Origin of the sequence: Vibrio sp. Vb339 (assembly GCF_902751245.1) — a bacterium.
Classification (GTDB): Bacteria; Pseudomonadota; Gammaproteobacteria; order Enterobacterales; family Vibrionaceae; genus Vibrio; species Vibrio coralliirubri.
The window spans coordinates 111,422-136,936 of record NZ_CADDIS010000004.1 but is presented as its reverse complement, the minus strand read 5'-3'; the positions used below and the strand labels follow the sequence as shown (position 1 = coordinate 136,936).

Below are 25,515 nucleotides of genomic sequence, written 5' to 3'. Positions count from 1 at the left end.
TGAATCCAGTCGTTTAAGCCCCATATACTGCTTTATAAGTTAAAGCGGAAGAGAGAAATATATGAACTTGGAACGTTCCGAGCGTATCGAAATCCCCGTGCTACCTCTACGTGATGTAGTGGTTTACCCACACATGGTTATTCCATTGTTTGTCGGTCGTGAAAAATCGATTACATGCCTTGAATCGGCAATGGAAGCTAACAAGCAAGTACTACTTGTAGCGCAGAAAGAAGCGGACACTGATGAGCCTTCAATCGACGACCTATTTAACGTAGGTACAGTCGCTACTATTCTTCAGTTATTAAAGCTCCCTGATGGTACGGTTAAAGTACTTGTTGAAGGTCAGCAGCGTGCAAAAATTCACCAATTCAAAGAAAGTGAATTCTTCTTAGCGGATGCCGAATACGTTGTTACCTCAGAACTTGACGAAAAAGAACAAGAAGTGGTTGTTCGCAGTGCGATCAATCAATTCGAAGGCTTTATTAAGCTAAACAAAAAGATTCCACCAGAGGTTCTAACGTCTCTGAACGGTATTGATGAGGCAGCTCGCCTTGCTGATACGATTGCTGCGCACATGCCACTTAAACTGGTAGACAAGCAGCACGTTCTAGAAATCTTAGATGTAACTGAACGTCTGGAATTCTTGATGGGCCAAATGGAGTCAGAAATTGACATCCTGCAAGTTGAAAAACGCATTCGTGGCCGCGTTAAGAAGCAGATGGAAAAATCTCAGCGTGAGTACTACCTGAATGAGCAAATGAAAGCGATTCAGAAAGAACTTGGCGAGATGGACGATGCACCTGATGAATTCGAGACTCTGAAGAAGAAGATCGAAGATTCTAAGATGCCTCAAGAAGCTCGTGAGAAAACTGAGCAAGAACTGCAAAAACTGAAAATGATGTCGCCAATGTCTGCTGAAGCAACAGTAGTACGTAGCTACATTGATTGGATGGTTGGTGTTCCTTGGGCTAAGCGTTCAAAAGTTAAAAAGAATTTAGCGAAAGCGGAAGAGATCTTAAACGAAGATCACTACGGCTTGGAGCGTGTTAAAGAACGTATTCTTGAGTACTTGGCAGTACAAAACCGTATCAACAAGCTAAAAGGTCCAATCCTTTGTCTTGTCGGTCCTCCTGGTGTGGGTAAAACCTCGCTAGGTCGTTCGATTGCTGCGGCAACGGGTCGTAAGTACACACGTATGGCACTAGGTGGCGTTCGTGATGAAGCTGAGATTCGTGGTCACCGTCGTACGTACATCGGTTCACTTCCGGGTAAATTAATCCAGAAAATGTCTAAAGTTGGTGTTAAGAACCCACTGTTCCTATTAGATGAAATCGATAAGATGTCTTCTGATATGCGTGGCGACCCATCTTCTGCGCTTCTAGAAGTTTTAGACCCTGAGCAAAACAATGCATTCAACGATCACTATCTAGAAGTCGATTACGATCTGTCTGATGTGATGTTCGTGGCAACTTCTAACTCAATGGACATTCCTGGCCCACTACTGGACCGTATGGAAGTAATTCGCCTGTCTGGTTACACAGAAGATGAAAAGCTGAACATTGCTAAGAGCCACCTATTGGACAAGCAAGTTCAACGCAACGGTCTTAAGCCTCATGAGATTGAGATTGAAGACTCTGCAATCATCGGCATCATTCGTTACTACACGCGTGAAGCGGGTGTGCGTAGCCTAGAGCGTGAAATCTCTAAGATCTGTCGTAAAGCAGTGAAGAACATCTTGCTAGACAGCGACCTTAAGTCTGTAACGGTTAACATTGATAACCTGAAAGAGTACTTAGGCGTTCAACGTCATGACTTCGGTAAAGCGGATGAAAGTAACCGCATTGGTCAAGTGACTGGTTTAGCTTGGACTCAAGTTGGTGGTGATCTACTGACTATCGAGACTGAAGCAATGCCGGGTAAAGGTAAGCTAACGCAAACCGGTTCACTTGGCGATGTGATGAAAGAATCGATCCAAGCGGCAATGACCGTGGTTCGTTCTCGTGCAGAAAAACTGGGTATTAACTCGGATTTCTACGAAAAGCGCGATATTCACGTTCACGTACCAGAAGGTGCTACACCGAAAGATGGCCCGAGTGCGGGTATCGCAATGTGTACTGCATTAGTGTCTAGCTTGACGGGTAACCCTGTAAAAGCTGAGGTCGGTATGACAGGTGAAATTACCCTTCGTGGTGAAGTTTTGCCTATCGGTGGCTTGAAAGAAAAACTGCTTGCAGCACACCGTGGCGGCATCAAAACTGTACTGATTCCTAAAGACAATGAGCGTGATTTGGAAGAGATTCCAGACAACGTAATCGCTGACTTGAAGGTGATCCCGGTTCAGTGGATTGATGAAGTACTCAAAGTCGCGCTAGAACGAGATCCGTCAGGGGTCGAGTTTGACGTGAAAAAATAGTGATGCATAGCAAAAATAAGTAAAGAATTACGCTGATAGGCCCGAAAAGGCTTGTCAGCGTTTTTTTTGGACGCTAAGTTATTGATCAAAGCGGCAGCCCTTTTGCAATAAGGCTTGCGGCTAAATTAAAACCAAAATGGAACGTACAGTCATCAGAAGTAGTCACAGATGACACATAGGGGAAAAACAGTGAATAAAACACAACTAGTAGAATCAATCGCAGAAAACGCAGACATCTCTAAAGCTTCAGCTGGCCGCGCTCTAGACGCATTCATCGAAGCAGTTGGCACAACGCTACAATCAGGCGACCAAGTTGCACTTGTTGGCTTTGGTACTTTCAGTGTTCGTACTCGTGCTGCTCGTACAGGTCGTAACCCAAAAACTGGTGAAGAGATCCAAATCGCAGAAGCTAAAGTACCAGGCTTCAAAGCGGGTAAAGCACTTAAAGACGCATGTAACTAATTTTCACTGCTGAAACCTCCATTTAAGAGGGGAAGGCAGTAAAATGCGTTTACTGTTTGAAAAATGATGTTTCATTCTTAAACAGTATGTGTACAAAGCACATTGAACTTATTTAAATTATGCGCATCCTACTGATGCGCATTTCTTTTTCTGATAATATCGCGTGAATAGATTTTTATTTTGAAGCCAATGCTTCATATCCGGAGAGCACTTAAATTATGATGGATCGATTACGCGAAGGCGTGAATAGCATCGCGGTAAAAATTATCCTTGGGTTGATTATCCTGTCATTCGTATTCGCAGGTGTAGGCAGCTACATCACCGGTGGCGGTAACAACGCAGCAGCTAAAGTTGGCAACACAGAAATTGCTCGTGGTGAGTTCGAACAGGCTTACCAAAACGAACGTAACCGTATGCAGTCTCAACTTGGCGATTACTTCGCGCAAATGCTTGCAGACCCTGCTTACGTAGAGTCTTTCCGTAAATCAGTACTGGATCGCATGATCAATGATGTACTGCTTGAGCAGCAAGCTGAGTCTCTAGGCTTACGAATCAGTGATTCTCAAATCCGTACCATGATTCTAGAAATGCCTCAGTTCCAAACGGCTGGTCAATTCGACCAAGAAGTTTACCAAGCAGCACTACGTCGTGCAGGTTTCAGCGCAGAGAGCTTCGCTGAATACATGCGTCGTGACCTAATGCGCAACCAGCTTGTGACTGCACTTCAAGGCAGTGAATTCGTTCTTCAGGGCGAAATCGATACTCAGAGCAAGCTTATCGCACAAACTCGTGATATTCGCACAGTGACACTGTCTGTTGCTGACCTTGCAAAAGGCATCGAGTTAACTGACGAGCAAATCGAACAGTACTACCAAGAGAACCCAGCAGCTTACACTCGTCCAGAGCAAGCTAAGGTATCTTACATTGAACTTTCTGCTGAAGCGCTTAAGTCTCAGCTTGAAGTAAGCGATGAAGAAGCACAGAAATACTACCAAGAGCACCTAGACAAGTACTCAACTGAAGAGCAACGTAAAGTTAGCCACATCCTAGTTCAAGGCGACGACGAAGCGAAAGCTCAGTCAATCCTAGACGAGCTAAATGCAGGTGCTGATTTTGCTACGCTAGCGGAAGAGAAATCTGACGACTTCGGTAGTGCAGATGTTGGTGGTGATTTAGGTTGGATTGAACGCGATGTTATGGACCCAGCATTTGAAGACGCGGCTTTCGCTCTTGAGAATATTGGTGATACGACTGGCCTAGTTAAATCTGATTTCGGCTACCACATCATCAAGCTAGACGAACTAAAAGCGTCTCAAGCTCAGCCTTACACTGAAGTAGCGGCAGAGATTAAGACAGAGCTTCTAGACCAACACGCAGTTGATCAGTTCTACGAGCAACAAACTGAGCTAGAAAAAGTAGCGTTTGAATTCCCAGATTCTCTAGATGACTCTGCAGAAGCAATCAACGCTAAGATCACAACGACAGATTTTATCTCTCAAGTTGACGCTCCAGAAGTTCTGATGACGCCTGCAGTTATGCAAGCTATCTTGAGCCCTGAAGTGAAAGAAGACGGTCTAAACTCGGAAGTTATCGAAGTTGCACCTGAGCACGTAATTGTTGTTCGTGTAGAAGAGACTCGTGACGAGACAGTTCTTCCTCTAGCTGAAGTGAAAGATCAAGTTGTTGCTGCATTGTCTGCTGTACAAGCAGAGCAACAAGCGGTTGAGCTAGGTGTTTCTCTAGTGAACGAACTTGAGCAAGGCAATGAAGCAGTGCTAGCGGACAACAACCTTGAGTTCACTGAACTTGAAACGATTGACCGTAACTCGCCATTAGCGGCATCTGTATTCGCTCTAGCGAAACCAGAAGCAGGTCAAGCTGTGTTCGGTCAATCTAAAGACCAAGACGGTAACATCGTTGTTGTTGAGCTTTCTAAAGTGACTGCTGAAATCAACCCAGCTTACAGCACTCAAATTGGTGCACAGTTGGAGCGAGTTGGTAACCAACAAGATCTGACTAACGTACTAAACGTACTTCGCAAAAACGCAGACGTTGAATACTACGTAGTGGGTCAAGGTCAGTAAGCGTTTGATTCCCTGAGTAGCAAGCTCAAGTTAGAGTTTACTACTGAGAATCAACATATGATTGTTAAGCTCCAATTCAGATTTGTGAGCCAACAAACAAGCTGATGAAAATAAGATGTATAACGAAGCGGGTCACTTAGGTGACCCGCTTTATTTTTATCTGTTGATTGTGTTATCTAGCGCGGCGAATGCATAAGTTACGTTTTTTGAACAAAGGAACGATTTATGCGCACGATATATTCAACACTAATTCTTTCATTTCTGATGCTCTTAAGCCCTGCTGTGTTTGCAGACAGCCCAACCAAGGCTGAGCTTTACGATGGCATTGAGATTACGGTCAATATCAATACCGCGACAGCAGAGGAACTTTCAGCACTATTGGTTGGCGTGGGTGACAAGAAAGCCAAAGAGATCGTCGATTACAGAGATCAGAACGGGGCATTTACGACTGCTGATGATTTGGTGAGTGTCAAAGGGATAGGTGAAGCGACGGTTGAAAAGAATCGCGAAAGAATTCAGCTTTGATCCGTTTTTTTATTCATTAGAAATGAAACGACAGCCATGAAGCCTCCAGCCAGTGCTCCTGCTAGGTGGGCTTCAATTGCAACACGAGCGTTAATCAGTTCACCAGTCGTACTAGAAGGACCAATAAGCTGCTCCCAAGCGATTTTAGCGACTAATCCGAACACTAACAGCCAACTAGACTTCCTGCCGTTTAAAGCCTCTCTGAGCGCGAACAAGCCAAACAACCCATGCAAAGTGCCCGATAGGCCAACGTAGATCTGAATACTTGAAAACAACAGAACGACGCCAGTCACTAAACTAATCACAAGCAAAGCAACAACAAGCTGTTTTTTACTCGGTTGAAACAGGTAGCTGATGATCCACAAGCCTGCTAGATTCATCAGAAGATGCGAGTAGTTGGTATGTGAAAAGTTTCCTGTTAGGATTCGCCACCATTGCCCCTCGGCAATCGCATTGCTATCCCAAATGACCCAAGCTTGTATTGGCTCAAATTGGAATAAGACGCATAAAAGTGAAGTGAAAATTAAAACAGGGTACACATTAAATCCATGTCTCGTTATTGCCCCCAATGCAGCAAGGCTTTGAAAGCTTGTATTTGTCAGTGGGTTACACCACTCGAATCGAATGTTGAGCTTATCATTCTTCAGCACCCATCAGAAGAGCATCGTCCGATGGGAACGGCGCGTATTCTCTCGTTGTCTCTAAAGAACAGCGTGACGTTTGTTGGTGAAGACTTTTCAGACAACGAACAACTCAACGCAATGCTGGCCGATGAACAGTACCAACATGTGATTTTATACCCAAGCGAAAATTCTGCTTCAGTTGAGTCTGCGACATGTCCTAATAAGAAGCTGCGTGTAATTTTATTGGATGGTACGTGGAAAAAGGCATTCAAGATGTGGCAAGTATCGAGTAACTTGCATGCGTTGAACACGGTTCATTTACCGAAAGATCTCAAGGGTAACTACCGAATTCGCAAAGCACCCAGTGAAAACAGCCTTTCAACCGTTGAAGCTGGCTATCATTTGCTTAGCTTGTTAGAGAGTGATGGCGACTTTAGCCCATTGCTAACGGCATTTGACCAAATGATTCAGTTTCAAATCAATCAAATGCCGCCGGGTGTGTTTGAGAAAAACTACTTAGATTAAGCCGATTCACTGGTACGAGTCAGGAGTTAAAACTCGGTATGAGCCGAGAACAGCTGCTGATGCATTTTCTGCGCAAGATCATCGGTCATCGATGAGATGTAATCCGCAATCACGCGCATTTTTCGAGACTCATCTTGATGTTGTAGCCATTGCTTCTTGATGGGTAGTGGCAGCAAGCGTTCAGGATCTGCGCTGAATGCTTCAAACATATCCATAATGATCTGTTGGCCTTTGTATTCGATGACCTGAACCTGTGGCACTTGAATCACGAACTCGCTGACAAAGTGTTTCAGCTTATCGAGCGTGCCGTCCATGCTCGGTTCAAGCACCGCATTGTAAGCCAAAAGCACATTCTCAAACTTAGCATCCACTCGCTTAATCGAGATGCTGGTCAACAGGGCGTTGACTATCCCACCAATGGCATCCTTTCGACGATACTGTTCACCAGAGAAAAGCATCTCTGTAATAGAATCTAGGTGTTCACAAATCCATGGGTCGGCCATCTCTTTCAGTTGAGGATAAGCCGATTCGACCCACTGAGCTTTGGTCACAGAGCCAAGCACAATCGCATCTTCTAAATCATGCACGCCATACGCGATGTCATCAGCCAGTTCCATGATCGAACAGTCCAGTGACTTATATTTGGTCTTATTGTGTTCAAGTGGCTCGGTATGCGTTTTTCTTTTCTGTTTTAGAAGCTGTTGGTCGCTGTTTGAAAGCGGTTCAAGCACCCAGTTAAACAACTCTTCATCATGATCGTAGATGCCTTTTGCTGGCATCCAATCTTTGGCTCGGAGTTGTCGTTGATGCTTAACGGGCTCAGACTGCAATCTAGCTTGAACCTCACTCAGCAGAGAAGGGTACTTAATCAGACCTAACAAAGTGCGTCGAGATAGGTTCATCCCGTGATGCTCAGTGTAAGGTTCTAGCTGTGTGACAATGCGAAACGTTTGAGCGTTGCCCTCAAAGCCACCGTGGTCGCGCATCATGTAGTTGAGTGCGACTTCACCGCCATGCCCATAAGGTGGATGACCGATGTCGTGAGCCAAACACAGTGAATCAATCAAACTGTCTGAGGGTAATAGGTCTCGAAATTCGGGCTGCTTTTTCTTTAGCTGGGCGACGATACCGGTGCCAAGCTGAGCGGCCTCAAGAGAGTGAGTAAGACGCGTTCGGTGAAAGTCGTTGACCGTGGTGCCATGGATCTGGGTTTTCGCTTGTAAGCGACGGAAGGCAGCAGAGTGAAGCACGCGCGCACGGTCACGCTGATACGGGCTGCGATGATCATCACGTCTTATTTTGTGTTCATCGTCATTTCGATGCTGCCATTCTTGTTCGAGTACAAAGGGTGGTTCGAGTTGAGAATTCAAAATAGCACCTATCAAATTGATTTTATTTAGCTAATTAAAAACAACTTATACCCAGCTAGCTTATCTCGTCTAGTGATAATTCAAAGCTCGGCGCAAATGTGGTGAGAAAGTAGTCCATTTCTGGGCTTTTGCGTTGTTCGAGTGTCTCTTCCAGTCGGCGCTTGGCTTGCTCGTATTCATGATTGCCAGCACTGAGCTCTTCCAAGCATTTCAAATAAGCACAGATGGTGTCGGCCTGCTTGACGATGCTTTGCTCTTCTTTACTCGCAGTACCAGATATTAAGAAGGGGGCGAAGTCGTCTCGGAACTCTTCTGGCAGCATCGAAAGCAGTCTTTGTTCTGCTGCGGCTTCTATCTTCTTATACTCTTGTGCAATGTCCGGGTTGTAGTATTTAACTGGAGTTGGCAAATCCCCTGTCAGTACCTCACTGGTGTCGTGGTACATACCAAGCAGAGCAATGTGCTCGGGGTTAAGCTGACCATCAAACTTCTTGTTTTTGATCAACGCTAAAGCGTGTGCCACGAAAGCAACCTGTAGGCTATGTTCTGAAATGTTCTCGCTTGAGACCGAACGCATCAGGGGCCAACGTTGAATCAGCTTCATACGTGCGAGATGGGCAAAGAAATGGCTTTGTTTCATAAGAGTCCTTTCTAAAAAATACTCCACTCGTATTTTGTGTTTGCACAGGCATACGAGACAGCGGATACAAAAAAGGCTCCTAAACAGGAGCCTTTTAAGCATAGAAGTGAATGAATACAAGTTAAAGTCTTTTAAAACAGCAAATTGTAGCCATCTTTCTTTGTGCTTATTAACCTTCTACGAGGTCGTCTTGACTGTAAGTCTGTAAGAAGCGCTCTAGACGACCAATCGCGATTTCTAGATCTTCGATGTGCGGCAGAGTCACGATGCGGAAGTGATCCGGTTTCGGCCAGTTGAAGCCAGTACCTTGAACCAATAACACTTTCTCTTGCTTAAGGAAGTCGAGTACAAACTTCTGATCGTCTTTGATGTTGTACATGTTGGTGTCGATCTTAGGGAACAGGTACATTGCGCCTTTCGGTTTCACACAAGAAACGCCCGGGATCTTGTTGATCAGTTCCCATGCACGGTCACGCTGTTCAAGCAGTCGACCGCCTGGAAGAATCAGCTCATTGATACTCTGATAGCCACCGAGTGCGGTTTGGATGGCGTGTTGCATCGGAACGTTGGCGCACAAACGCATTGAGGCCAGCATTTCTAGTCCTTCAACGTAGCCTTTCGCTAGGTGTTTAGGGCCTGTTAAGAACATCCAACCACCACGGAAACCACATACACGGTAAGCTTTAGATAGGCCGTTGAACGTGACCATTAATACATCTTCAGCAAGCGTTGCCACTGAAGTGTGTACCGCACCGTCGTAAAGTACTTTGTCGTAGATTTCATCAGCGAAGATGATCAAACCGTGCTCACGGGCAATCTCAACCACTTGTAATAGGAAATCACGGCTGTATACCGCGCCCGTTGGGTTGTTCGGGTTGATAAGAACGATGCCGCGCGTCTTTGGTGAGATCTTCGCGCGCATGTCGTCTAAATCTGGATACCAATCAGCATCTTCATCACACATGTAGTGAACCGGTGTACCACCAGAAAGCGCAACAGACGCTGTCCATAGTGGGTAGTCCGGAGCGGGAACTAAGATTTCATCACCATTATCCAGTAGCGCTTGCATAGACATAACGATAAGCTCTGATGCGCCGTTACCAATGTAAACGTCTTCTACATCAAGGTTACGTAGGCCTTTTTTCTGGTAGTGCTGAACAACCGCTTTGCGGGCTGAATAGATGCCTTTTGAGTCGCAGTAACCTTGAGATGTCGGTAGGTTACGGATTACGTCAACAAGGATTTCATCAGGGGCGTCAAAACCAAATGGGGCGGGGTTACCAATATTAAGCTTCAGTATTTTATGCCCTTCTTCTTCCATGCGCTTAGCATGTTTGAGTACAGGCCCCCTGATTTCGTAGCATACGCTGTTGAGTTTTGACGACATCCCGATATTTTGCATTGCCGATTTCCTGAAATTAATTTAAATACTTTATTAAAGTACCGCAAAATGGCGTTTGATAGAATAAAAATCTGATGAATGTCGCATTTCAGTGTCACGTTTAGCCTTTTTGTTGTCACTCTTTTCTAAATTTTAATTAATCGCTTTCTTGGTTATTGGCTAAGATGAATAAAGGAGCGGGATCGCTTAAAATCACAGGAATGTTGAAAAGATATAGTACATTCTTGATCTAAGTGGGTACTGCCCATAAAGTATCAAACTAATATAATAATAATTTAGATGTGAACGAGGTCGATTTGTCACATTTCCAGCAAACTATCTCCGCTTTGATTGAGCGAGTACAAAATGCCCAAGCAAGCGAAGTTCGTTGTGTTGAAGTTCTAACGCAAAAACCATCGTTTGCATTTATAGAATGGCTTCATGCTCAACCGCTCTTTCCTAAGTTCTACTGGCAGTCACGCGACACTCGTGAAGAGGTTGTTGCGCTCGGACAGTTACATACGTTTTCAGATCCTGCACCCGCGTACGCGATTCTTGGTGAAGACCAACGAATCTGGGGTGGACGCTCGTTTGATGGGCACACCGCAAAGAACCGTCGCTGCATGGAGTCGTTTTTCTTCCTTCCTCAGGTTGAATTGATCCGCTTTGACAATACTTGGTCGTTGGCGGTTAATTTGTCCCCTGATCGCGTTTCTTCTATTAATGCTTTGAATAAGCTTTCTGTGGAAGCCGCGATATTGGCGCCTTTGTCTGCCCATATTGAACAAATTAATCACGTTCCAGAAAGAGAGCAGTGGGGCAACCTTGTCGATAAAGTGCTGCAAGGCATTAGCGACGAAGAGTACAAAAAAGTCGTTTTAGCGCGTAAAACCACACTACAGCTCGATGCGCCTATCTGCGCGGCTCAATTACTCAAGGCCAGCTATCTGCAAAATCACCACAGTTTCCACTTTATGTTGGTGCTGGATTCTAAACACAGTTTCATTGGCTCGACGCCAGAGCGCTTATATAGCCGGTATGGTACTGAGCTCGATACCGAAGCGCTTGCTGGGACCATTGGTCGCGGAGAGAACGCAACTGAGGATATGGAACTGGCCAACTGGCTTTCTCAAGACAGCAAAAACCTCAATGAGAACCAGTATGTGGTCGATGACATCATTGAGCGTCTCACTCCTCATTCTCAAACTGTCCATGTTGAAAAGGATGCGCGTCTAGTGCGCTTGCGTAAAGTGCAGCATTTGAAGCGCAATATCCATGCTCAGCTCAACAATGGCGTTAATGGTGTGCAGTTGCTTGCTGCCTTACAGCCAACTGCTGCGGTGGCGGGTTTACCTCGTAAAGAGGCGATGGATTTCATTCTAGAACACGAGCCGTTTGCTCGAGGCTGGTATGCAGGGTCTGTAGGCTATATCAGTCATCAGCGAGCGGAATTCTGCGTGGCGATTCGAAGCGCCTTGATTGTAAACGATCAAGTACAACTGTTTGCTGGCGCGGGGATCGTGCCGGGATCGGTTGCCGAACATGAATGGCAAGAGCTGAATAAGAAGATGTCTACTCTGCTTAGCTTAATTTCAGATCACCCTCCATTGGGTGTCGCGTCATGAATCACGACCAAGCCGTATTAAACAGAGTTTGGTGTCACACGTTACTTGAAGAGCTTGCGCGCAATGGCGTTCAACATGTTTGTGTTGCGCCGGGCTCTCGCTCAACGCCGTTAACTCTCGAAGCTGAAGCCAACTCCAAGTTAACCTTACACACACACTTTGATGAGCGTGGTCTTGGATTTTTAGCGTTAGGCTTAGCAAAAGCAAGTGATAAGCCAGTTGCAGTGATTGTGACATCGGGAACCGCTGTGGCGAATTTGCTTCCTGCGACGGCTGAATCCGGGCTGACACGAGAGAAACTGATCTTACTGACCTCTGATAGACCCATCGACTTGGTCGACTGTGGTGCTAATCAAGCGATTCAGCAGCATGGTATCTTTTCTTCCCATGTAGAAAGTGCTTTAAACCTACCAAGCCCAACCACACAGATTTCTTTGAATTGGCTTCTGACATCGGTTGATAGCGCGCTTGCGAAACAACGCAATGTGGGCGGTGCGATTCACATCAATTGTCCGTTCCCTGAGCCTCTATATTCTGCGAATAGCGCGGAAATGTATGCGGAATACACATCCAGTATCTCAGGGTGGAAGTCGGGAACAGGTTGTTACAGCCAAACGTTTTTACCTAATCAAGTGAATACACAACCGATTGCTCCAGGTGAGTATCTTGGACGCAAGGGTGTGGTTATTCTCGGTTCGCTAGATATTGAACAAGCGACAAAAGCTCAGCAGTTTGCCACTGCATTAGGTTGGCCAGTTTTTTGTGACCCTCAATCAGGTGTCACAAGTGATTGGAAACATTATGATCTGTGGATGCAGAGTGACGTAGCTAAAGCGCAACTCAACCAATGTGATTTCATCCTTCAGTTTGGTGAGCGTATTGTTTCTAAGCGCCTTAATCATTGGATAAAGTCGCAAGCTTCATCATTCTGCTCATCACAATACATTGTTGTGTCGCCAGATACGCACCGAATCAACCAAGATCATCTGCCTCAAACCCATATTGTTGCTGATATCGAGTCATGGGTGTCAGAGCAGCATTTACCCACCTTGTTAGGTCAACATGCAGGTTGGGCAGCACCTTTGGTCGAAATCGCGAATACGGTTCAACAATTGGCATTAGCGCAAATATCCAATAATGATCAACTGACCGAGTTGAGCGTTGCAGTTGACTTGTCGTCTAGACTTAAAGACAGAGAGTTGTTTGTGGGAAACAGCTTGATGGTAAGGCTGGTGGATATGCTGTCGTCAATATCTGCGAATTGGGTTTACAGCAATCGTGGGGCATCGGGCATTGATGGCTTGGTGGCAACGGCTGCGGGTGTAGTGAAAGCCAACCAGAATCCTTTGTTGATGTTGATTGGCGATACCTCTCTGCTTTACGACCTCAACTCACTGGCTCTGCTGACTCATAATTTAACGCCGATGGTTATTGTTGTGACCAATAATGATGGTGGTGCGATCTTTGATTTATTGCCGGTACCAGAACAGCAGAAACAGTCACTTTATCAAATGCCTCATGGTTTCAGTTTTGAACACGCAGCTGCGCAATTCCAGTTGGGGTACGCTGCGCCAGAAACCTTGAACTGCTATCAAAACATTATCGAACAACATTTCGAACAGGGTCAGGGTACCTTGATCGTGGAAGTTAAGACGCCTCCCGAACAAGCGTCTACTTTGCTGAAACAATTCAGTTCAATGCTCACCGAGGCATTAGCCTAAGGACTTTACATGCTTTACTCCGATTATTACCCAGCTGTACAAGATTCTTCTGACAAACCTTTGCTTGTTTTCTTACATGGTTTACTCGGAAGCGGGGATGATTGGAGTGCATGTCATCCATTCCTCGAGGATTTTCCTCTCCTTTGCATAGATTTACCCGGACACGGACAAAGTCGCTTTATCGATCCGGTAGGGTTTGATCATTGCTGCAAGAAAATTGTCCAGTGCATCACATCCCAACTGGCTCTCAACGATCTTCCTGCCGATTATCCTATCGTAGTGATTGGGTATTCTATGGGCGGAAGGCTCGCTATGTATGGGGTGACCAGCCCTTGCTTTGAGACACTCAACCTAGAGAAAGTCATCATTGAAGGTGGCAACTTTGGCTTGGAATGTGATGAAGAAAGAGCACAAAGGTTAGTACATGATACGCAATGGGCTGTTCGCTTTGCACAGCAGTCGATTGAAGATGTTTTAGACGATTGGTATCAACAAAGCGTCTTTTCTTCACTAAATCATGAGCAAAGACAAACTTTGGTCATAAAGCGTAGTGGTAACCTTGGAGTATCCGTAGCAAATATGTTGTTATCTACTTCGTTAGCTAAGCAACCGGATTTACGTGCCACATTGAAATCTCATGAGCATTTATTGCATTATGTATGTGGAGAAAAAGATCGTAAATTCATGGAGCTAGCTGAGAATAGTGGCTTTGAATATAGTCAGGTGGATTACGCGGGTCATAATGTTCATTTTGAACAACCCGAGCTGTTTTCCAACCTGATAATCCAATGTATCGCCAGTCGTCGTTAATCTGACTGAGCGATTCTCTCGTATCAAGCACTATCAAAAGCAGAGCAACACCGTCACGACTACTTGTTAGTCGTGGTCTCTAATAGAACAATGGGAATCACCATGGCTAAAACAGTAGGCATCACAGAAGAAGAACTTTACGCGGCAGTTAACTGGAGCGATGAAAGCAGTCAATACGAAGATATTCAGTACCACAAATCTGACGATGGTATTGCAAAAATCACGATTGCGCGTCCTCAAGTCCACAATGCGTTCCGTCCACAAACCGTAAAAGAGATGATCAATGCACTGGCTGACGCTCGTTACGACGAGAAAGTAGGCGTGATCATTTTGACGGGTCTTGGTGAGAAGGCGTTCTGTTCTGGTGGTGACCAAAGTATTCGTGGTGATTACGGCGGCTACCAAGACGATTCAGGCACACACCACCTGAATGTACTTGATTTCCAACGTCAAATTCGTACTTGTCCAAAACCAGTTATCGCAGCGGTATCGGGTTGGGCAGTAGGCGGCGGTCATGTACTTCACATGATGGCAGACCTTACGATTGCCGCTGAAAACGCGCAGTTCGGTCAGACGGGTCCTAAAGTGGGTTCATTCGATGGCGGTTGGGGTGCTTCTTACATGGCTCGTATCGTTGGTCAAAAGAAAGCACGTGAAATCTGGTTCTTGTGCCGCTTCTACGATGCACAAGAAGCTCTGGACATGGGCCTTGTAAACACCGTTGTTCCTGTGGCTGACCTAGAAAAAGAGACCGTTCGTTGGTGTCGTGAAGTGCTTCAACACAGCCCAATGGCACTGCGTTGCTTGAAAGCGGCTCTGAACGCGGACTGTGATGGTCAAGCCGGTCTACAAGAGTTGGCGGGTAACGCAACCATGATGTTCTACATGACAGAGGAAGGCCAAGAAGGCCGCAACGCATTCAATGAGAAACGTCGACCGGACTTCGACAAGTTCCCGCGTAATCCATAGTCTTTCTCCTCTTCAAAATGAGTCGCTAATAGCGGCTCGTTTTGTTTTGATGTTCCCCGTTTTTTAGGAAACTTTATGAACTCAGTGAATTCTCAGCGTCACGCTAAACTTTACCGTTATCAATTACCTATGGATAGTGGGGTGGTTCTTCGTGACAATAAGTTGAACGAACGCGTTGGCTATATCATCCAACTTGAGTGTGATGGTAAAACTGGTTTTGGCGAAGTTGCGCCTTTGCCCGGTTTTAGCCAAGAAGATGCCGAACAAGCTGGCATTCAGCTTCAACACGAATTAGAGCTTTGGAGCCACAATAAGCCTCAAACGCCTTTCGACGAGCTGTATCCTTCTGTCGCGTTTGGCTTTTCAATGGCGATGATGGAATTGCGAGGCGATCTTAACGCTCAAGGTAACTACCAAGCTGCGCCTTTGTGTACGGGCGATCCAGATGAACTGATCCCTGTACTTAACGAGATGCAAGGCGAGAAGGTCGCGAAAGTGAAAGTTGGCCTCTACGAAGCGATTCGCGATGGCATGCTGGTTAGCTTATTCCTTGAGTCGATCCCTGATTTGACCCTAAGACTTGATGCCAACCGTGCGTGGAAGCCAGAGAAAGCGAAGCAGTTTATTAAATACATTTCGCCGTCACTGCGTCAGCGCATTAGCTTTATTGAAGAGCCTTGCCAAAAGCCAGAAGACAGCTTGGCCTTTGCGATCGACCATGGTGTCGCGATTGCGTGGGACGAGACACTGCAAGAAGCGGTGCGAAGCCCAGAGTTTGATCTTAGCGACCTTACTGGCGTTAAAGCAGTCGTGATCAAGCCAACTCTTATTGGTTCTGTCGAGCGTTGTGTGGCAATCATTGAGCGTGCACAGAAGCTTGGAATAAAACCTGTATTGAGCTCAAGCATTGAGTCGAGCCTAGGTCTGACTCAGATTGCTCGTCTGGCGCAGCAATATTTGCCAAACGAAGTGCCGGGGCTGGATACGATTGGCTTGTTCAAGCAGCAGCTAGAGGTTTCTTGGCCGGGGAGTCAGTTGCCTGTCTCTACACTTGAACAGCAACAATTGATTTGGTCTTCTTAGGCCGATCTATTTGAATGGCTATTTAGTTAGCTTAACAAGTTCTTAATCTATTTTTGGTTATCATATGATGCGCCCACAATCTAATCATCACCCGCTCTGGGTACAGTGGGCGCAGCAAAACCCACTTCAACTAGCGTTAGTGACCACTCACCGTACTTATACTTGGCAGCAAGTGTTTGTGTTGGTTAGTGAGTACCAACAACAGCTATCTCATCAAGGCCTATCTGAAGGTGATGTACTGACGATTGTTGGTAAGAATCAAGCTGAAGTGATCCCGGCTTACCTTGCCGCACTCAATTTGGGTGTGGTTTGTGCGTTTACGATGCCTCAGCCTAGTTTACGCCTGAAGCAAAAGCTCGATTCCTTATATCAAGCCGATCAACAAAGCTACCTTTGGCTCTTGGGCAATAGCGGGATAGAGCAATCAGAGACTGCTGATTTGAATACTCAGTTGGTGACCTTACCTTGTTTAAATGAAGTGAAGGTCGATGGTGATGACAGTTGGATAACGACATCTCAAGAGTCCAACTTCAATCCGCAAAATCTAGCGAGCATCGTATTCACTTCAGGTTCTACCGGAAACCCAAAAGCGGTCGGTCATACACTTGAGCAGCACTTATGTTCTGCGTCAGGGCTGCTTGAGGTGTTTCGCTATCAACAAGGTGACACTTGGTTACTGAGTTTACCTATGTACCATGTGTCGGGGCTGGCGATAGTTCATCGTTGGTTGGCAGCTGGTGGTTGCATCAAAATAGGCACAGGTCAGCTTGAAACCGATATAGAAGAATGCAGTCATGCATCATTGGTCGCTACTCAACTACATCGATTGTTAAAGAGTAAGCAAGCACTTACTTTAACGCATGTACTTTTGGGTGGTAGTCATATACCAGAGGCACTTGGGCTCGAAGCTCAACAAATGGGCATCGAAACATGGCTTGGATACGGCATGACCGAAGCGGCTTCAACCGTAACCGCGAAGCCCGTTGATGCCAGCTGCACCGCCGGTTTTGTCCTTAACCATCGCCAGCTAAAAATTGAAGAACAACGTATCTTTATTGGCGGCGAGACGCTCGCTTCTGGGTATTACTATCAAGGTAAATTAACGCCATTAGTTGATAACAACGGCTGGTTTGATAGCAAAGATCTTGGTGAGTGGGTTGGCGAACAAGTGTCGATTATTGGTCGCGCCGACAATCAGTTTATTTCTGGTGGTGAGAACATTCATTGCGAAGAAATTGAGCGAGTACTCAATCAATTGTCTGAGGTTAATCAGGCTTTTATTGTTCCCATTGAAGATGATGAGTTCGGATTCCGACCTGCAGCGATTGTCGATTGTGCTGATCTGCCAACCAAAGAATGGTTTATCGAGCAGTTAACTGGTCGTCTTGAACGGTTCAAATTTCCTGTTGAGTATTATCGAATGCCTCAGCAGGAACAACAGGGTATTAAGGTTTCGCGCGCTGGATTGGCGCAGTGGTTACAGCAGACTCGTTCTAAATAGAGCGAAGAGCAATAAAATGAAGCGCAATACACGGTGACTAGTCGTAATTGCGCTTCAGGGGGTTGTGACGGTGGTGAAGCCGTCACAAATTCTAATTATTTATCGTGTCATTCAAGATTTGGCGTTAAGCGAGTGCCTTCTTCATTTGTTCAGCGACTTTATCTACCTTACCTAGACCAATGATAACTTGTAGGCCACCTTTACCAACCGGTACCACACCTGCCGCACCGAGTTTCTTCAGTTTATCGCTGTCTGCTGCACCTGAGTCTTTCACAGTTAAGCGTAGACGAGTAATACAGTTATCGACTTCTAGAATGTTGTCTGCACCGCCAACCGCTTCAATATAGCTATTGGTTAGGTTAGCCAATGCTTCTGGCGTTTCAGTTTCTTTCTCTGCTTCCATCTCTTCACCACGACCTGGAGTACGTAGGTTGAACTTGATGATAGCGAAGCGGAAAATACCGTAGTAAAGCGCGAAGAACACCACACCTTGAACCAGTAGCATGTACCAGTTAACCGCTAGTGGGTTTTGGCTTGATAGTACTAGGTCAACGAAGCCAGCAGAGAAGCCGAAGCCTGCCATCCATTCCATGCTTGCTGCAATGTAAAGCGATAGGCCTGTTAATACTGCGTGCAGTAGGAACAATACGGGTGCTAGGAACATGAAGCTGAATTCTAGCGGCTCTGTGATACCCGTGAAGAATGAAGCCATAGCTGCCGCAAGCATGATTGCGAATACTTGGTTTTTGTTTTTCGCATCAGAACAGTGGTACATCGCCAATGCTGCTGCTGGTAGGCCAAACATCATGATAGGGAAGAAGCCCGCTTGGTACATGCCTGTTTTCCCCGGAATACCCGTGCCGTTAGCGATAGATTGCGCGCCGCCTAGGAAGTTTGGAATGTCGTTAATACCAACAACGTCGAACCAGAACACAGGGTAAAGAGCGTGGTGCATACCAACTGATAGGAACAAACGGTTGAAGAAACCAAACAGACCAGCACCCACTGCGCCCATGCTTTCAAGTTTAATACCCAGAACGATCAGAGCGTCGTAAACAGCTGGCCAAATGTAAAGTAGAGCAAAAGAGAGAGCCATACCTGCGATTGAGGTCAGGATAGGAACCAAACGCTTACCGCTGAAGAACGCTAGAGCTTGAGGAAGTTCAACGGTTGAGTAGCGGTTGTAGATCTCAGCAGAAATGATACCCACAATGATACCTACGAATTGGTTGCTGATTTTGCCAAATGCCGCTGGCACTTCACTGAGTTCAACATCCATTAACTGAGCAACAGAGCCCGGAGCAAGTAGCGTGGTGACGACGAGGAACATCACAAAACCAGACAGTGCCGCAGAACCATTCTTATCACGGCTCAAACCAAATGCGACACCCACCGCGAACAAAACCGCCATGTTGTCGATGATCGCGCCACCAGATTTGATCAAGAATGCGGCTAAGATACTTTCTGAACCCCAACCAACAGGATCCAACCAATAGCCGATCCCCATAAGGATTGCTGCAGCTGGCAGTGTGGCTACGGGAACCATCAATGCCTTACCTACTTTTTGCATATACCCGAGTATATTCATATGTGCCCCTAAGTTTGTAATTAATTTTTTTAATGTTTCTGCTCGTCAACGTATGGAGTCAAAGATTGATCGAGGCAGGATTTTAAGTAACTGCGGCTATTAAAAACTTATTTCTTAATGCAAACAAACGAAACGGGTAGTAGTATGAATTAAAATTTTTAATGCATGAGTTCGTATGGCTAACCATCAATCTTTACTTAGAAATCTTCATACTTTTAATGTAGCTGCAGAGAAAATGAGCTTTACGCTAGCAGCGAGAAAGTTGCATCTGACTCAGGGAGCGGTTAGCCATCGAATCAAAGTGTTAGAAGGTGAACTCGGGTTTAACTTGTTTGTGCGAGGGACTCGTAAACTGGAACTGACTGAAGAAGGCCAGCGCTTTCAACGAACCTTATCCAAGTCGTTAAGCTCTATTTTTGGCGAGATCGAAGACATTACCAACACAGACTTGTATGGACAGATCAATATCGGTACCAGTCCTGCATTTGCCAACAGTTGGTTACTACCAAGACTGGCTGATTTTAAAAAGCGATATCCTAAGTTTAATCTCAACATTTTCTCGCAAGAAGAGCAGGATTTTCATCAAAATCATCTCGATGTCGCCATTTACTATGGTGCTGAAGATCTCAAAGACATGCATCGACAGCGCCTGTTCGGTGAAAAGTATATTCCGGTGTGTACACCGAGTTACGCGGCTGAGCACGACATCTTTGATGATGGCTTAGAATCGCTGCACCGGATTAATTTCATTCATGCACTAGGGTCAGATGTATGGCAGCGTTGGATTAAACACCACGGCTTGGATGTGAACTTGTTTGAGCAATTTTACTGCGTGAGCCACCGAGATATGGGCGTAAGAAGTGCCCTCAGCAATATCGGTGTCGCGATGGGGCGCTATCATTTTGTTAAGCAGTATGTTCAGACGGGTGAGCTCATAACACCTTATCCGAGCATGGATACAGACCAAGGGTATGACTTAATCTGCCCGCTAGGCACGGAAAAACGGCCTAAGGTAAGAACCTTTATTAAGTGGTTAGAAGGGCAGTTGCGCTAGGTTAGTTAATTTAGCAATTAGATAGTTCAAAACAGAATTTATTATCTTTATAACCATCCATCATAATAAGCCATATAAATAACGGATTATAGAATAAGGTCTTATTATGAAAATTGCCCTCATCATTGCGGTTTTACTGCAGATAGGCCAAGCGGTCATCTCGTCAGGGTTGACTCGCTCGTTGGCTGAGCTCACTGCATTTGTGTTGGTTGTGGTACTTGTTTTAATGAAAAGAGAGAGTAAGAAGAGTGATAAGCCCCTGTTTGATTCGTGATTGTTGCAACAAAGAATACCCTTACCACAAACGATAAAGGCAAAGCCCATTGGAGCTTTGCCTTTTTGTTTTGTTGCTCGCTAACCTGAGTGTCTAGGTAACCGAACAACCATCTAAAGCGTTTCTATGCAGGCTAGGCGAGAGTTAACCATGCTAATGAACCTGTCGAGATCATGACCCACATCGTAATACCAAACATCAATGGTTTCGGCCCTGCCGCTTTTAACTTCTCAACTGAAATACCACAGCCAATTAAGAACAAACACACTACCAGTGCTCGCTTAGACACATCAAAGATTCCTTGATAGACCATCTCAAATTGTGGCAGTAAGTCACTCACCGCGATAGCGGCGCAATAGAAGAAAATGAAGTAGGGAACCGTAATCTTCTTTTGATCGTTCTTGAAGATCATCGCACTGATTAAAGCGATTGGGATGATCCAAAGTGCGCGAGCGAGCTTCAATGTTGTCGCTGTCGTCAGTGCTTCTTCGCCATACGCTGAAGCCGCACCGACAACAGAAGACGTATCGTGAATCGCAATAGCTGCCCAAGTACCAAATGTTTGTTGGCTGAGCTCAAGCGCGTGACCAATCATCGGGAATAAGAATAGAGCAACCGAGTTCAACACGAAGACAGTGGCTAACGCCAAGCCAATCTGTTCATCGTCTGCTTTGATCGCAGGTGCCACTGCTGCTATCGCGCTACCACCACAAATCGCGGTACCAGAAGAGATAAGGTAGCCCGTAGTGCGGTCTAGCCCCATTCGTTTAGCCAAGAACCAACCAATGACTAATGTACCGATAATCGTCGTTACAATGAGCCCAATACCATCGCCTGTTACCGCTAATGCTTTTTCAAACTGAATACCAAAACCCAAGCCAACAATAGAGTAGGCCAGTAGCTTTTTGGTAAGTTTGCCGACTTCCAAGTGTTCAGGGACTAAACCTAAACTAGCAAGCAGGAAACCGATAACCAGGGCTGTCGGTGAGCTAACCCAAGGCGTTAAGCAAAACAGTGCAGCAAGATAAAATGGAACGGACTTTTTTAGGTTCATTGTATTTAGAGTCTTGTTTTGTTGTGGCGTTATTGTGATGAGACCACTATACGTTCAATAAAATGATAAGTAAGTCTAAATGAATTGAACAAACGTTAAGGAAAACTTAACGCTTGTTCAGCTGATATGAATAAAAGGCTGGTTAACTAGCGTAGTGATCCGCGAAGGTCAGAGACTGATTGTCGAAGCGTTTCACAAGAGGCTTCTTTAGGTGAAATCGGTTCGCCAGCTTCTATCTCTAGCTTAGTCCAGAAGCGAGTGGGTAACCCTTTGCAGGCACGGCCTTTGTAACGACTAAAGTAGCTACCCCATAATCCTTTAAGAGCCATAGGAATCACTGGGACAGGGGAACGTTTGATGATCAGCTCCATACCACGCATGAACTCAGCCACTTCGCCATCAGAGGTGAGCTTTCCTTCTGGGAAAATACACACGATGTGACCTTCATGCAGGGCTCGCTCTACTTCTTTGAAAGCGTTTCGAATCGAGTTGCGGTTGGTCGCGGAGATTGGAATCACCCCAGCTCTTTTCAAAAAGCGTCGAATTGGCGGTAACTTGGTGTAATCCTCTTCCATAACAAAACGGATCAAGCGAGGGCAAACCGCACTCAGCAGCAGTGCATCCATATAACTCACATGGTTGCAGACAATCAACGCACCGCCTTTTTCTGGCAGGTGATGTAAGTTCTTATGTTTAACTCGGTACATGGTGTGAGTGACCACCCACGTAAAGAAGCGGAAAGCGTAGATAGGCACCTGATAAAACAGGTACAGCATTACCAAAGTGTTGCCCACTGCGAGCAAGATAAACAGCTGTGGAATTGAAAGCTCTAGAACACTAAGGCAAACAATACCTAGAACCGCACTTCCCACCATGAACAGTGAGTTATAAATATTGAGCCCGGCAATCACTTGGGCACGTTCATCGGGCTTGGCACGTAACTGCATCAGTGAATACAGAGGAACAATAAAGATACCGCCAGAGATACCCAGAAGCAAAAGGTAAGCAAACAGTGGCCACAGCTCTGAGTAGGTTACGAATTGATGGAAAGAACTAAAGTCAGGCAAAGACTCCGGAATGGATATCGCCATCAAAAGACCGAAGATCGAGATACCTAAGCTGCCCATTGGCACGATGCCGATTTCAATTCGGTGATTAGATAACTTATCGCAAGCCAAAGAGCCGATTGCAATGCCTACTGAGAACAGTGCCAGTAAAAAGGCAACGGAGCTTTCAGTGCCGTTTAGATGCAGTTTAGTGAAGTTGGGAAACTGAGTTAGGTAAGCCGCACCAAGGAACCAGAACCAGCTGATAGACATCAGAGCTTGAAATGTCGGGCGGTCTTTTTTGGCAATCGCCAGTGTCGCGCGGGTCAGTTTTACAGGTTGCCACTTTACTTTAAGATCTGGTGCATTGCTTGGTGCTTGTGGGATAAAGCAGCTTGATACATAGCCAAGCACGGCGAACGAAACAATACACACCGCAGCGATGAGCTTCGCGCCTTCTTCAGACGCAATGATGCCTGCGCCTAGAGTACCAATCAGGATCGCTAAGAATGTACCTGTCTCAACAAGAGCATTACCAGATACCAGTTCTTTTGTTTCTAATTGTTGTGGAAGCAGGGCGTATTTCACCGGGCCAAAGAAAGCACTCTGCGTTCCCATAAGGAACAGAAGCAGAAGTAATATTCCGTAGCTTTCGTAGATAAATCCGATCGCACCCAGCGACATGATCACCACTTCAAGGAGCTTAACTTTACGGATAAACCACGATTTTTCGTATTTGTCGGCCAGTACACCAGCCAAAGCTGAAAATAGGAAGAAGGGCAGAATAAAAAGGCCAGCGGCCAAATTAATGAATAGATTGCTGGAAATAGGCAGCGTGTCTACGCTTGCGAAAGCAACAAACAGTAACAGGACATTTTTGAATATGTTGTCGTTAAAGGCTCCTAGAAATTGGGTAATAAAGTAGGGTAGGAACCTTTTTTGCGTTAACAGCGAAGATTGGCTGCTGTTGTTCATTGTCTTTCCTTGGATGATTACCAGTTGGTTAAGTAGTTTGAGACTAGGTTATTGATCAGCTCTTTACCATTAATGGGCTCAGAGGCGAAAAATTTATCATCAACGCTAAGTAGAGTAATTCCGTGTACTCCAGACCATAATACACGGCTGGCTTTAACGACTTCGCTTTTCGTATGTTCAGGAGCAATCGCTACTAGCAACTGTTCTAGCATGCCTGTCATTCTATCGATGCGGTTCGATTGCCATTCAGGAAGGTTTTCACCGTTCATGTTGTGCTCAAAGATAAGCTGCCAACGGTGAGGGTGTCTCTGTGCAAAATCGTGGTAGCAGTAGGCAAGGTTGAATAGAGCTTGTTGAGGGTTGCTCGATTGTTCAACAGCTGCAGCGGATTCTGACGCTAGTTCATCTAATGTTTGAGCGACCACATGCAAAAGCAGTAGGTTGTAGTTACCAAATACATTTACTAAGGTACTTGGAACGTAACCAATCATATTGGCGATTTTACGTAGACTTAGCTCGTGATAAGAGTGCTCTTCTAAGAAGTCGGTTACCGTTTTTAAGGTTAATTGCACTAATTGTTCGCGAGTATGATCGTTTCGTCTTGCCATGGGTACTTTCTATTAAATGAACATCGTTCAATATTTTAATGCTGCCCCTGAGTGCCGTCAATCCCCTCGCTAGTTTAGTAATCAATTAATAGCCGCAATATTATGATACATGTGTAAACACGGTGAATATTTCATTGTTCTTTGTTAACGAGTATGATTAAGGTGTCGAAAGATAAAAAACCTATAAAGGATAATAATGAAACGATTTTTCTCACTAGTCGCGATCCTGTTGGTAACAGTCGCGGTGACGCCAATCGCGGAAGCGAAAAAGTTTGGTGGTGGTAAGTCATTTGGCAAAAGCTTTAAAACGGCTCCAGCACCAAAACAACAAAACACGAATTCGATCCGTCAAGATCAAACGGGTAAGAACACAGCCGCTAACTCTAGCAAGAAAGGCCTTATGGGCGGTCTGCTAGGTGGTTTACTTGCTGGTGGTCTTTTAGCTGCATTCTTTGGTGGCGCATTTGAAGGTATCCAGTTCATGGATATTCTGATTATGGGTCTGATTGCTTTCCTAGCGTTTAAATTCCTACGCGGAATGTTGGGCGCGAAGCAGGGCTCAATGAATCAGCAGAATGCACGTGGCCAACAGCCAGCATTCGGCGGCATGGGTCAGAACAAGTTTGAACAACCTAAGCAACAGCCAAATGTTCATAACTTCGAGCAAGCACAACCTCAATCACAAGGCGCTGCTGGTGGTTTCGGTTTTGGTGCACAAAGCGATGTTCCACATAACTACCCACCGGGCTTTGATCAAGCGGCATTCATCAACGGTTCTCGTGAGCACTACCGTACACTGCAAGGTGCATGGAATCACAACGAACTAAACACGATTGAAGAATACGTATCTCCAAGCCTATTTGAAGACCTAAAAGCTGAGCGTAATAAGCTAGACGGTGATCAGCACACTGACGTAATGTACGTTGATGCTGAAATCGTTCGCGCAGACCACGATGGTAGCAAAGCACAGCTAAGCCTTCAGTTTAGCGGTCGTTACCGTGACACTGCTGATGGCGTTGAAGAAGATATCACTGATATCTGGCACCTAGAGCGTGACCTAACAACTAACAATGCACCTTGGTTAATTGTTGGTATTCAAGGTTAATTCCAGGATTTAACTCAACATCAATAGGATGTAGTTATTCGGAATGACACCAAATAATAGAAAGCCCCTGCTGAGAAAT

General features: G+C 45.5%; 22 protein-coding genes. 14 read left to right on the top strand and 8 right to left on the bottom strand.

The window, feature by feature from the left end:
* Window positions 1-61: 61 nt before the first annotated feature.
* The 4 genes from lon to HRQ85_RS18600 all read left to right on the top strand — a co-directional run bounded on the left by lon (window position 62) and on the right by HRQ85_RS18600 (window position 5,484).
* The gene (lon, locus tag HRQ85_RS18615) at window positions 62-2,413 is read left to right on the top strand and encodes an endopeptidase La (RefSeq protein WP_019824784.1); all 2,352 of its coding nucleotides are present in this window, start codon (window positions 62-64) and stop codon (window positions 2,411-2,413) included.
* Between the two features lie 168 nt (window positions 2,414-2,581).
* The gene (locus HRQ85_RS18610; RefSeq protein WP_012604504.1) at window positions 2,582-2,875 is read left to right on the top strand and encodes an HU family DNA-binding protein; all 294 of its coding nucleotides are present in this window, start codon (window positions 2,582-2,584) and stop codon (window positions 2,873-2,875) included.
* Window positions 2,876-3,093: 218 nt separating this feature from the next.
* Window positions 3,094-4,959, top strand: a complete 1,866-nt coding sequence (gene ppiD / locus HRQ85_RS18605) for a peptidylprolyl isomerase (RefSeq protein ID WP_048607903.1) — start codon at window positions 3,094-3,096, stop codon at window positions 4,957-4,959.
* 225 nt (window positions 4,960-5,184) lie between these two features.
* On the top strand, window positions 5,185-5,484 hold the full coding sequence (locus HRQ85_RS18600; RefSeq protein ID WP_048607905.1) for a ComEA family DNA-binding protein: 300 nt from the start codon (window positions 5,185-5,187) through the stop codon (window positions 5,482-5,484).
* Here HRQ85_RS18600 and rrtA read toward each other — a convergent pair.
* Entirely contained in the window at window positions 5,475-6,023 is a 549-nt protein-coding gene (gene rrtA / locus HRQ85_RS18595; protein ID WP_172380335.1) for a rhombosortase, read from the bottom strand. The two genes, HRQ85_RS18600 and rrtA, sit on opposite strands and share 10 nt — an antisense overlap.
* A 9-nt stretch (window positions 6,024-6,032) precedes the next feature.
* Between rrtA and HRQ85_RS18590 the strand changes: the two genes are divergently transcribed.
* Window positions 6,033-6,632, top strand: coding sequence for a tRNA-uridine aminocarboxypropyltransferase (locus HRQ85_RS18590; RefSeq protein ID WP_048607909.1), 600 nt, complete (start codon window positions 6,033-6,035; stop codon window positions 6,630-6,632).
* 26 nt (window positions 6,633-6,658) lie between these two features.
* Here HRQ85_RS18590 and HRQ85_RS18585 read toward each other — a convergent pair whose 3' ends face one another.
* The 3 genes from HRQ85_RS18585 to HRQ85_RS18575 all read right to left on the bottom strand — a co-directional run bounded on the left by HRQ85_RS18585 (window position 6,659) and on the right by HRQ85_RS18575 (window position 10,044).
* Entirely contained in the window at window positions 6,659-8,002 is a 1,344-nt protein-coding gene (locus HRQ85_RS18585) for an anti-phage deoxyguanosine triphosphatase (RefSeq protein WP_172380334.1), read from the bottom strand.
* 55 nt (window positions 8,003-8,057) lie between these two features.
* The gene (gene yfbR / locus HRQ85_RS18580; protein ID WP_017060613.1) at window positions 8,058-8,642 is read right to left on the bottom strand and encodes a 5'-deoxynucleotidase; all 585 of its coding nucleotides are present in this window, start codon (window positions 8,640-8,642) and stop codon (window positions 8,058-8,060) included.
* Between the two features lie 169 nt (window positions 8,643-8,811).
* A complete protein-coding gene (locus tag HRQ85_RS18575; RefSeq protein WP_048613093.1) occupies window positions 8,812-10,044 on the bottom strand; it encodes a pyridoxal phosphate-dependent aminotransferase in 1,233 nt (410 codons plus the stop codon).
* 296 nt (window positions 10,045-10,340) lie between these two features.
* On the opposite strand from HRQ85_RS18575, the gene HRQ85_RS18570 reads away from it, so the two are divergent.
* The 6 genes from HRQ85_RS18570 to menE all read left to right on the top strand — a co-directional run bounded on the left by HRQ85_RS18570 (window position 10,341) and on the right by menE (window position 17,732).
* On the top strand, window positions 10,341-11,648 hold the full coding sequence (locus tag HRQ85_RS18570) for an isochorismate synthase (RefSeq protein ID WP_172380333.1): 1,308 nt from the start codon (window positions 10,341-10,343) through the stop codon (window positions 11,646-11,648).
* Complete coding sequence (gene menD / locus HRQ85_RS18565; RefSeq protein ID WP_172380332.1) at window positions 11,645-13,369, top strand: 2-succinyl-5-enolpyruvyl-6-hydroxy-3-cyclohexene-1-carboxylic-acid synthase; 1,725 nt, start codon at window positions 11,645-11,647, stop codon at window positions 13,367-13,369. Before HRQ85_RS18570 ends, menD begins: the two co-directional genes overlap by 4 nt.
* A 9-nt stretch (window positions 13,370-13,378) precedes the next feature.
* Window positions 13,379-14,179: a 2-succinyl-6-hydroxy-2,4-cyclohexadiene-1-carboxylate synthase gene (gene menH, locus HRQ85_RS18560; RefSeq protein ID WP_048661466.1), complete on the top strand. Its 801-nt coding sequence runs from the start codon at window positions 13,379-13,381 to the stop codon at window positions 14,177-14,179.
* 102 nt (window positions 14,180-14,281) lie between these two features.
* Window positions 14,282-15,148: a 1,4-dihydroxy-2-naphthoyl-CoA synthase gene (menB, locus tag HRQ85_RS18555; RefSeq protein WP_017060170.1), complete on the top strand. Its 867-nt coding sequence runs from the start codon at window positions 14,282-14,284 to the stop codon at window positions 15,146-15,148.
* Window positions 15,149-15,223: 75 nt separating this feature from the next.
* On the top strand, window positions 15,224-16,231 hold the full coding sequence (menC, locus tag HRQ85_RS18550; RefSeq protein WP_172380331.1) for an o-succinylbenzoate synthase: 1,008 nt from the start codon (window positions 15,224-15,226) through the stop codon (window positions 16,229-16,231).
* A 64-nt stretch (window positions 16,232-16,295) separates the two neighbouring features.
* Window positions 16,296-17,732: an o-succinylbenzoate--CoA ligase gene (menE, locus tag HRQ85_RS18545; protein WP_172380330.1), complete on the top strand. Its 1,437-nt coding sequence runs from the start codon at window positions 16,296-16,298 to the stop codon at window positions 17,730-17,732.
* Between the two features lie 124 nt (window positions 17,733-17,856).
* Here menE and nagE read toward each other — a convergent pair whose 3' ends face one another.
* Entirely contained in the window at window positions 17,857-19,302 is a 1,446-nt protein-coding gene (gene nagE, locus HRQ85_RS18540; protein ID WP_170930211.1) for an N-acetylglucosamine-specific PTS transporter subunit IIBC, read from the bottom strand.
* Between the two features lie 193 nt (window positions 19,303-19,495).
* Here nagE and HRQ85_RS18535 point away from each other — a divergent pair, with 193 nt between their 5' ends.
* Window positions 19,496-20,374 (top strand): LysR substrate-binding domain-containing protein, encoded by an 879-nt coding sequence (locus HRQ85_RS18535; RefSeq protein ID WP_048607926.1) that lies wholly within the window; start codon window positions 19,496-19,498, stop codon window positions 20,372-20,374.
* A 106-nt stretch (window positions 20,375-20,480) separates the two neighbouring features.
* Entirely contained in the window at window positions 20,481-20,648 is a 168-nt protein-coding gene (locus tag HRQ85_RS18530; protein WP_017056955.1) for a hypothetical protein, read from the top strand.
* A 133-nt stretch (window positions 20,649-20,781) separates the two neighbouring features.
* On the opposite strand, the gene HRQ85_RS18525 is transcribed toward HRQ85_RS18530, so the two are convergent.
* The 3 genes from HRQ85_RS18525 to HRQ85_RS18515 form a co-directional block, all read right to left on the bottom strand.
* Window positions 20,782-21,702 (bottom strand): YeiH family protein, encoded by a 921-nt coding sequence (locus HRQ85_RS18525; RefSeq protein WP_048613077.1) that lies wholly within the window; start codon window positions 21,700-21,702, stop codon window positions 20,782-20,784.
* 146 nt (window positions 21,703-21,848) lie between these two features.
* Window positions 21,849-23,723, bottom strand: coding sequence for an MFS transporter (locus HRQ85_RS18520; RefSeq protein WP_050635226.1), 1,875 nt, complete (start codon window positions 23,721-23,723; stop codon window positions 21,849-21,851).
* 17 nt (window positions 23,724-23,740) lie between these two features.
* Complete coding sequence (locus HRQ85_RS18515; RefSeq protein ID WP_172380329.1) at window positions 23,741-24,331, bottom strand: TetR/AcrR family transcriptional regulator; 591 nt, start codon at window positions 24,329-24,331, stop codon at window positions 23,741-23,743.
* A 196-nt stretch (window positions 24,332-24,527) separates the two neighbouring features.
* Here HRQ85_RS18515 and HRQ85_RS18510 point away from each other — a divergent pair, with 196 nt between their 5' ends.
* Window positions 24,528-25,436 (top strand): Tim44 domain-containing protein, encoded by a 909-nt coding sequence (locus tag HRQ85_RS18510; RefSeq protein WP_004736112.1) that lies wholly within the window; start codon window positions 24,528-24,530, stop codon window positions 25,434-25,436.
* The last annotated feature ends 79 nt before the right edge of the window (window positions 25,437-25,515 follow it).

Bases quoted from the DNA above. Each gene is read 5' to 3' on its own strand.
- lon (WP_019824784.1), top strand. From the start codon at position 62: ATGAACTTGGAACGTTCCGAGCGTATCGAAATCCCCGTGCTACCTCTA.
- HRQ85_RS18610 (WP_012604504.1), top strand. From the start codon at position 2,582: ATGACACATAGGGGAAAAACAGTGAATAAAACACAACTAGTAGAATCA.
- ppiD (WP_048607903.1), top strand. From the start codon at position 3,094: ATGATGGATCGATTACGCGAAGGCGTGAATAGCATCGCGGTAAAAATT.
- HRQ85_RS18600 (WP_048607905.1), top strand. From the start codon at position 5,185: ATGCGCACGATATATTCAACACTAATTCTTTCATTTCTGATGCTCTTA.
- HRQ85_RS18590 (WP_048607909.1), top strand. From the start codon at position 6,033: ATGTCTCGTTATTGCCCCCAATGCAGCAAGGCTTTGAAAGCTTGTATT.
- yfbR (WP_017060613.1), bottom strand. From the start codon at position 8,642: ATGAAACAAAGCCATTTCTTTGCCCATCTCGCACGTATGAAGCTGATT.
- HRQ85_RS18575 (WP_048613093.1), bottom strand. From the start codon at position 10,044: ATGCAAAATATCGGGATGTCGTCAAAACTCAACAGCGTATGCTACGAA.
- menD (WP_172380332.1), top strand. From the start codon at position 11,645: ATGAATCACGACCAAGCCGTATTAAACAGAGTTTGGTGTCACACGTTA.
- menH (WP_048661466.1), top strand. From the start codon at position 13,379: ATGCTTTACTCCGATTATTACCCAGCTGTACAAGATTCTTCTGACAAA.
- menB (WP_017060170.1), top strand. From the start codon at position 14,282: ATGGCTAAAACAGTAGGCATCACAGAAGAAGAACTTTACGCGGCAGTT.
- menC (WP_172380331.1), top strand. From the start codon at position 15,224: ATGAACTCAGTGAATTCTCAGCGTCACGCTAAACTTTACCGTTATCAA.
- menE (WP_172380330.1), top strand. From the start codon at position 16,296: ATGATGCGCCCACAATCTAATCATCACCCGCTCTGGGTACAGTGGGCG.
- nagE (WP_170930211.1), bottom strand. From the start codon at position 19,302: ATGCAAAAAGTAGGTAAGGCATTGATGGTTCCCGTAGCCACACTGCCA.
- HRQ85_RS18535 (WP_048607926.1), top strand. From the start codon at position 19,496: ATGGCTAACCATCAATCTTTACTTAGAAATCTTCATACTTTTAATGTA.
- HRQ85_RS18530 (WP_017056955.1), top strand. From the start codon at position 20,481: ATGAAAATTGCCCTCATCATTGCGGTTTTACTGCAGATAGGCCAAGCG.
- HRQ85_RS18525 (WP_048613077.1), bottom strand. From the start codon at position 21,702: ATGAACCTAAAAAAGTCCGTTCCATTTTATCTTGCTGCACTGTTTTGC.
- HRQ85_RS18520 (WP_050635226.1), bottom strand. From the start codon at position 23,723: ATGAACAACAGCAGCCAATCTTCGCTGTTAACGCAAAAAAGGTTCCTA.
- HRQ85_RS18515 (WP_172380329.1), bottom strand. From the start codon at position 24,331: ATGGCAAGACGAAACGATCATACTCGCGAACAATTAGTGCAATTAACC.
- HRQ85_RS18510 (WP_004736112.1), top strand. From the start codon at position 24,528: ATGAAACGATTTTTCTCACTAGTCGCGATCCTGTTGGTAACAGTCGCG.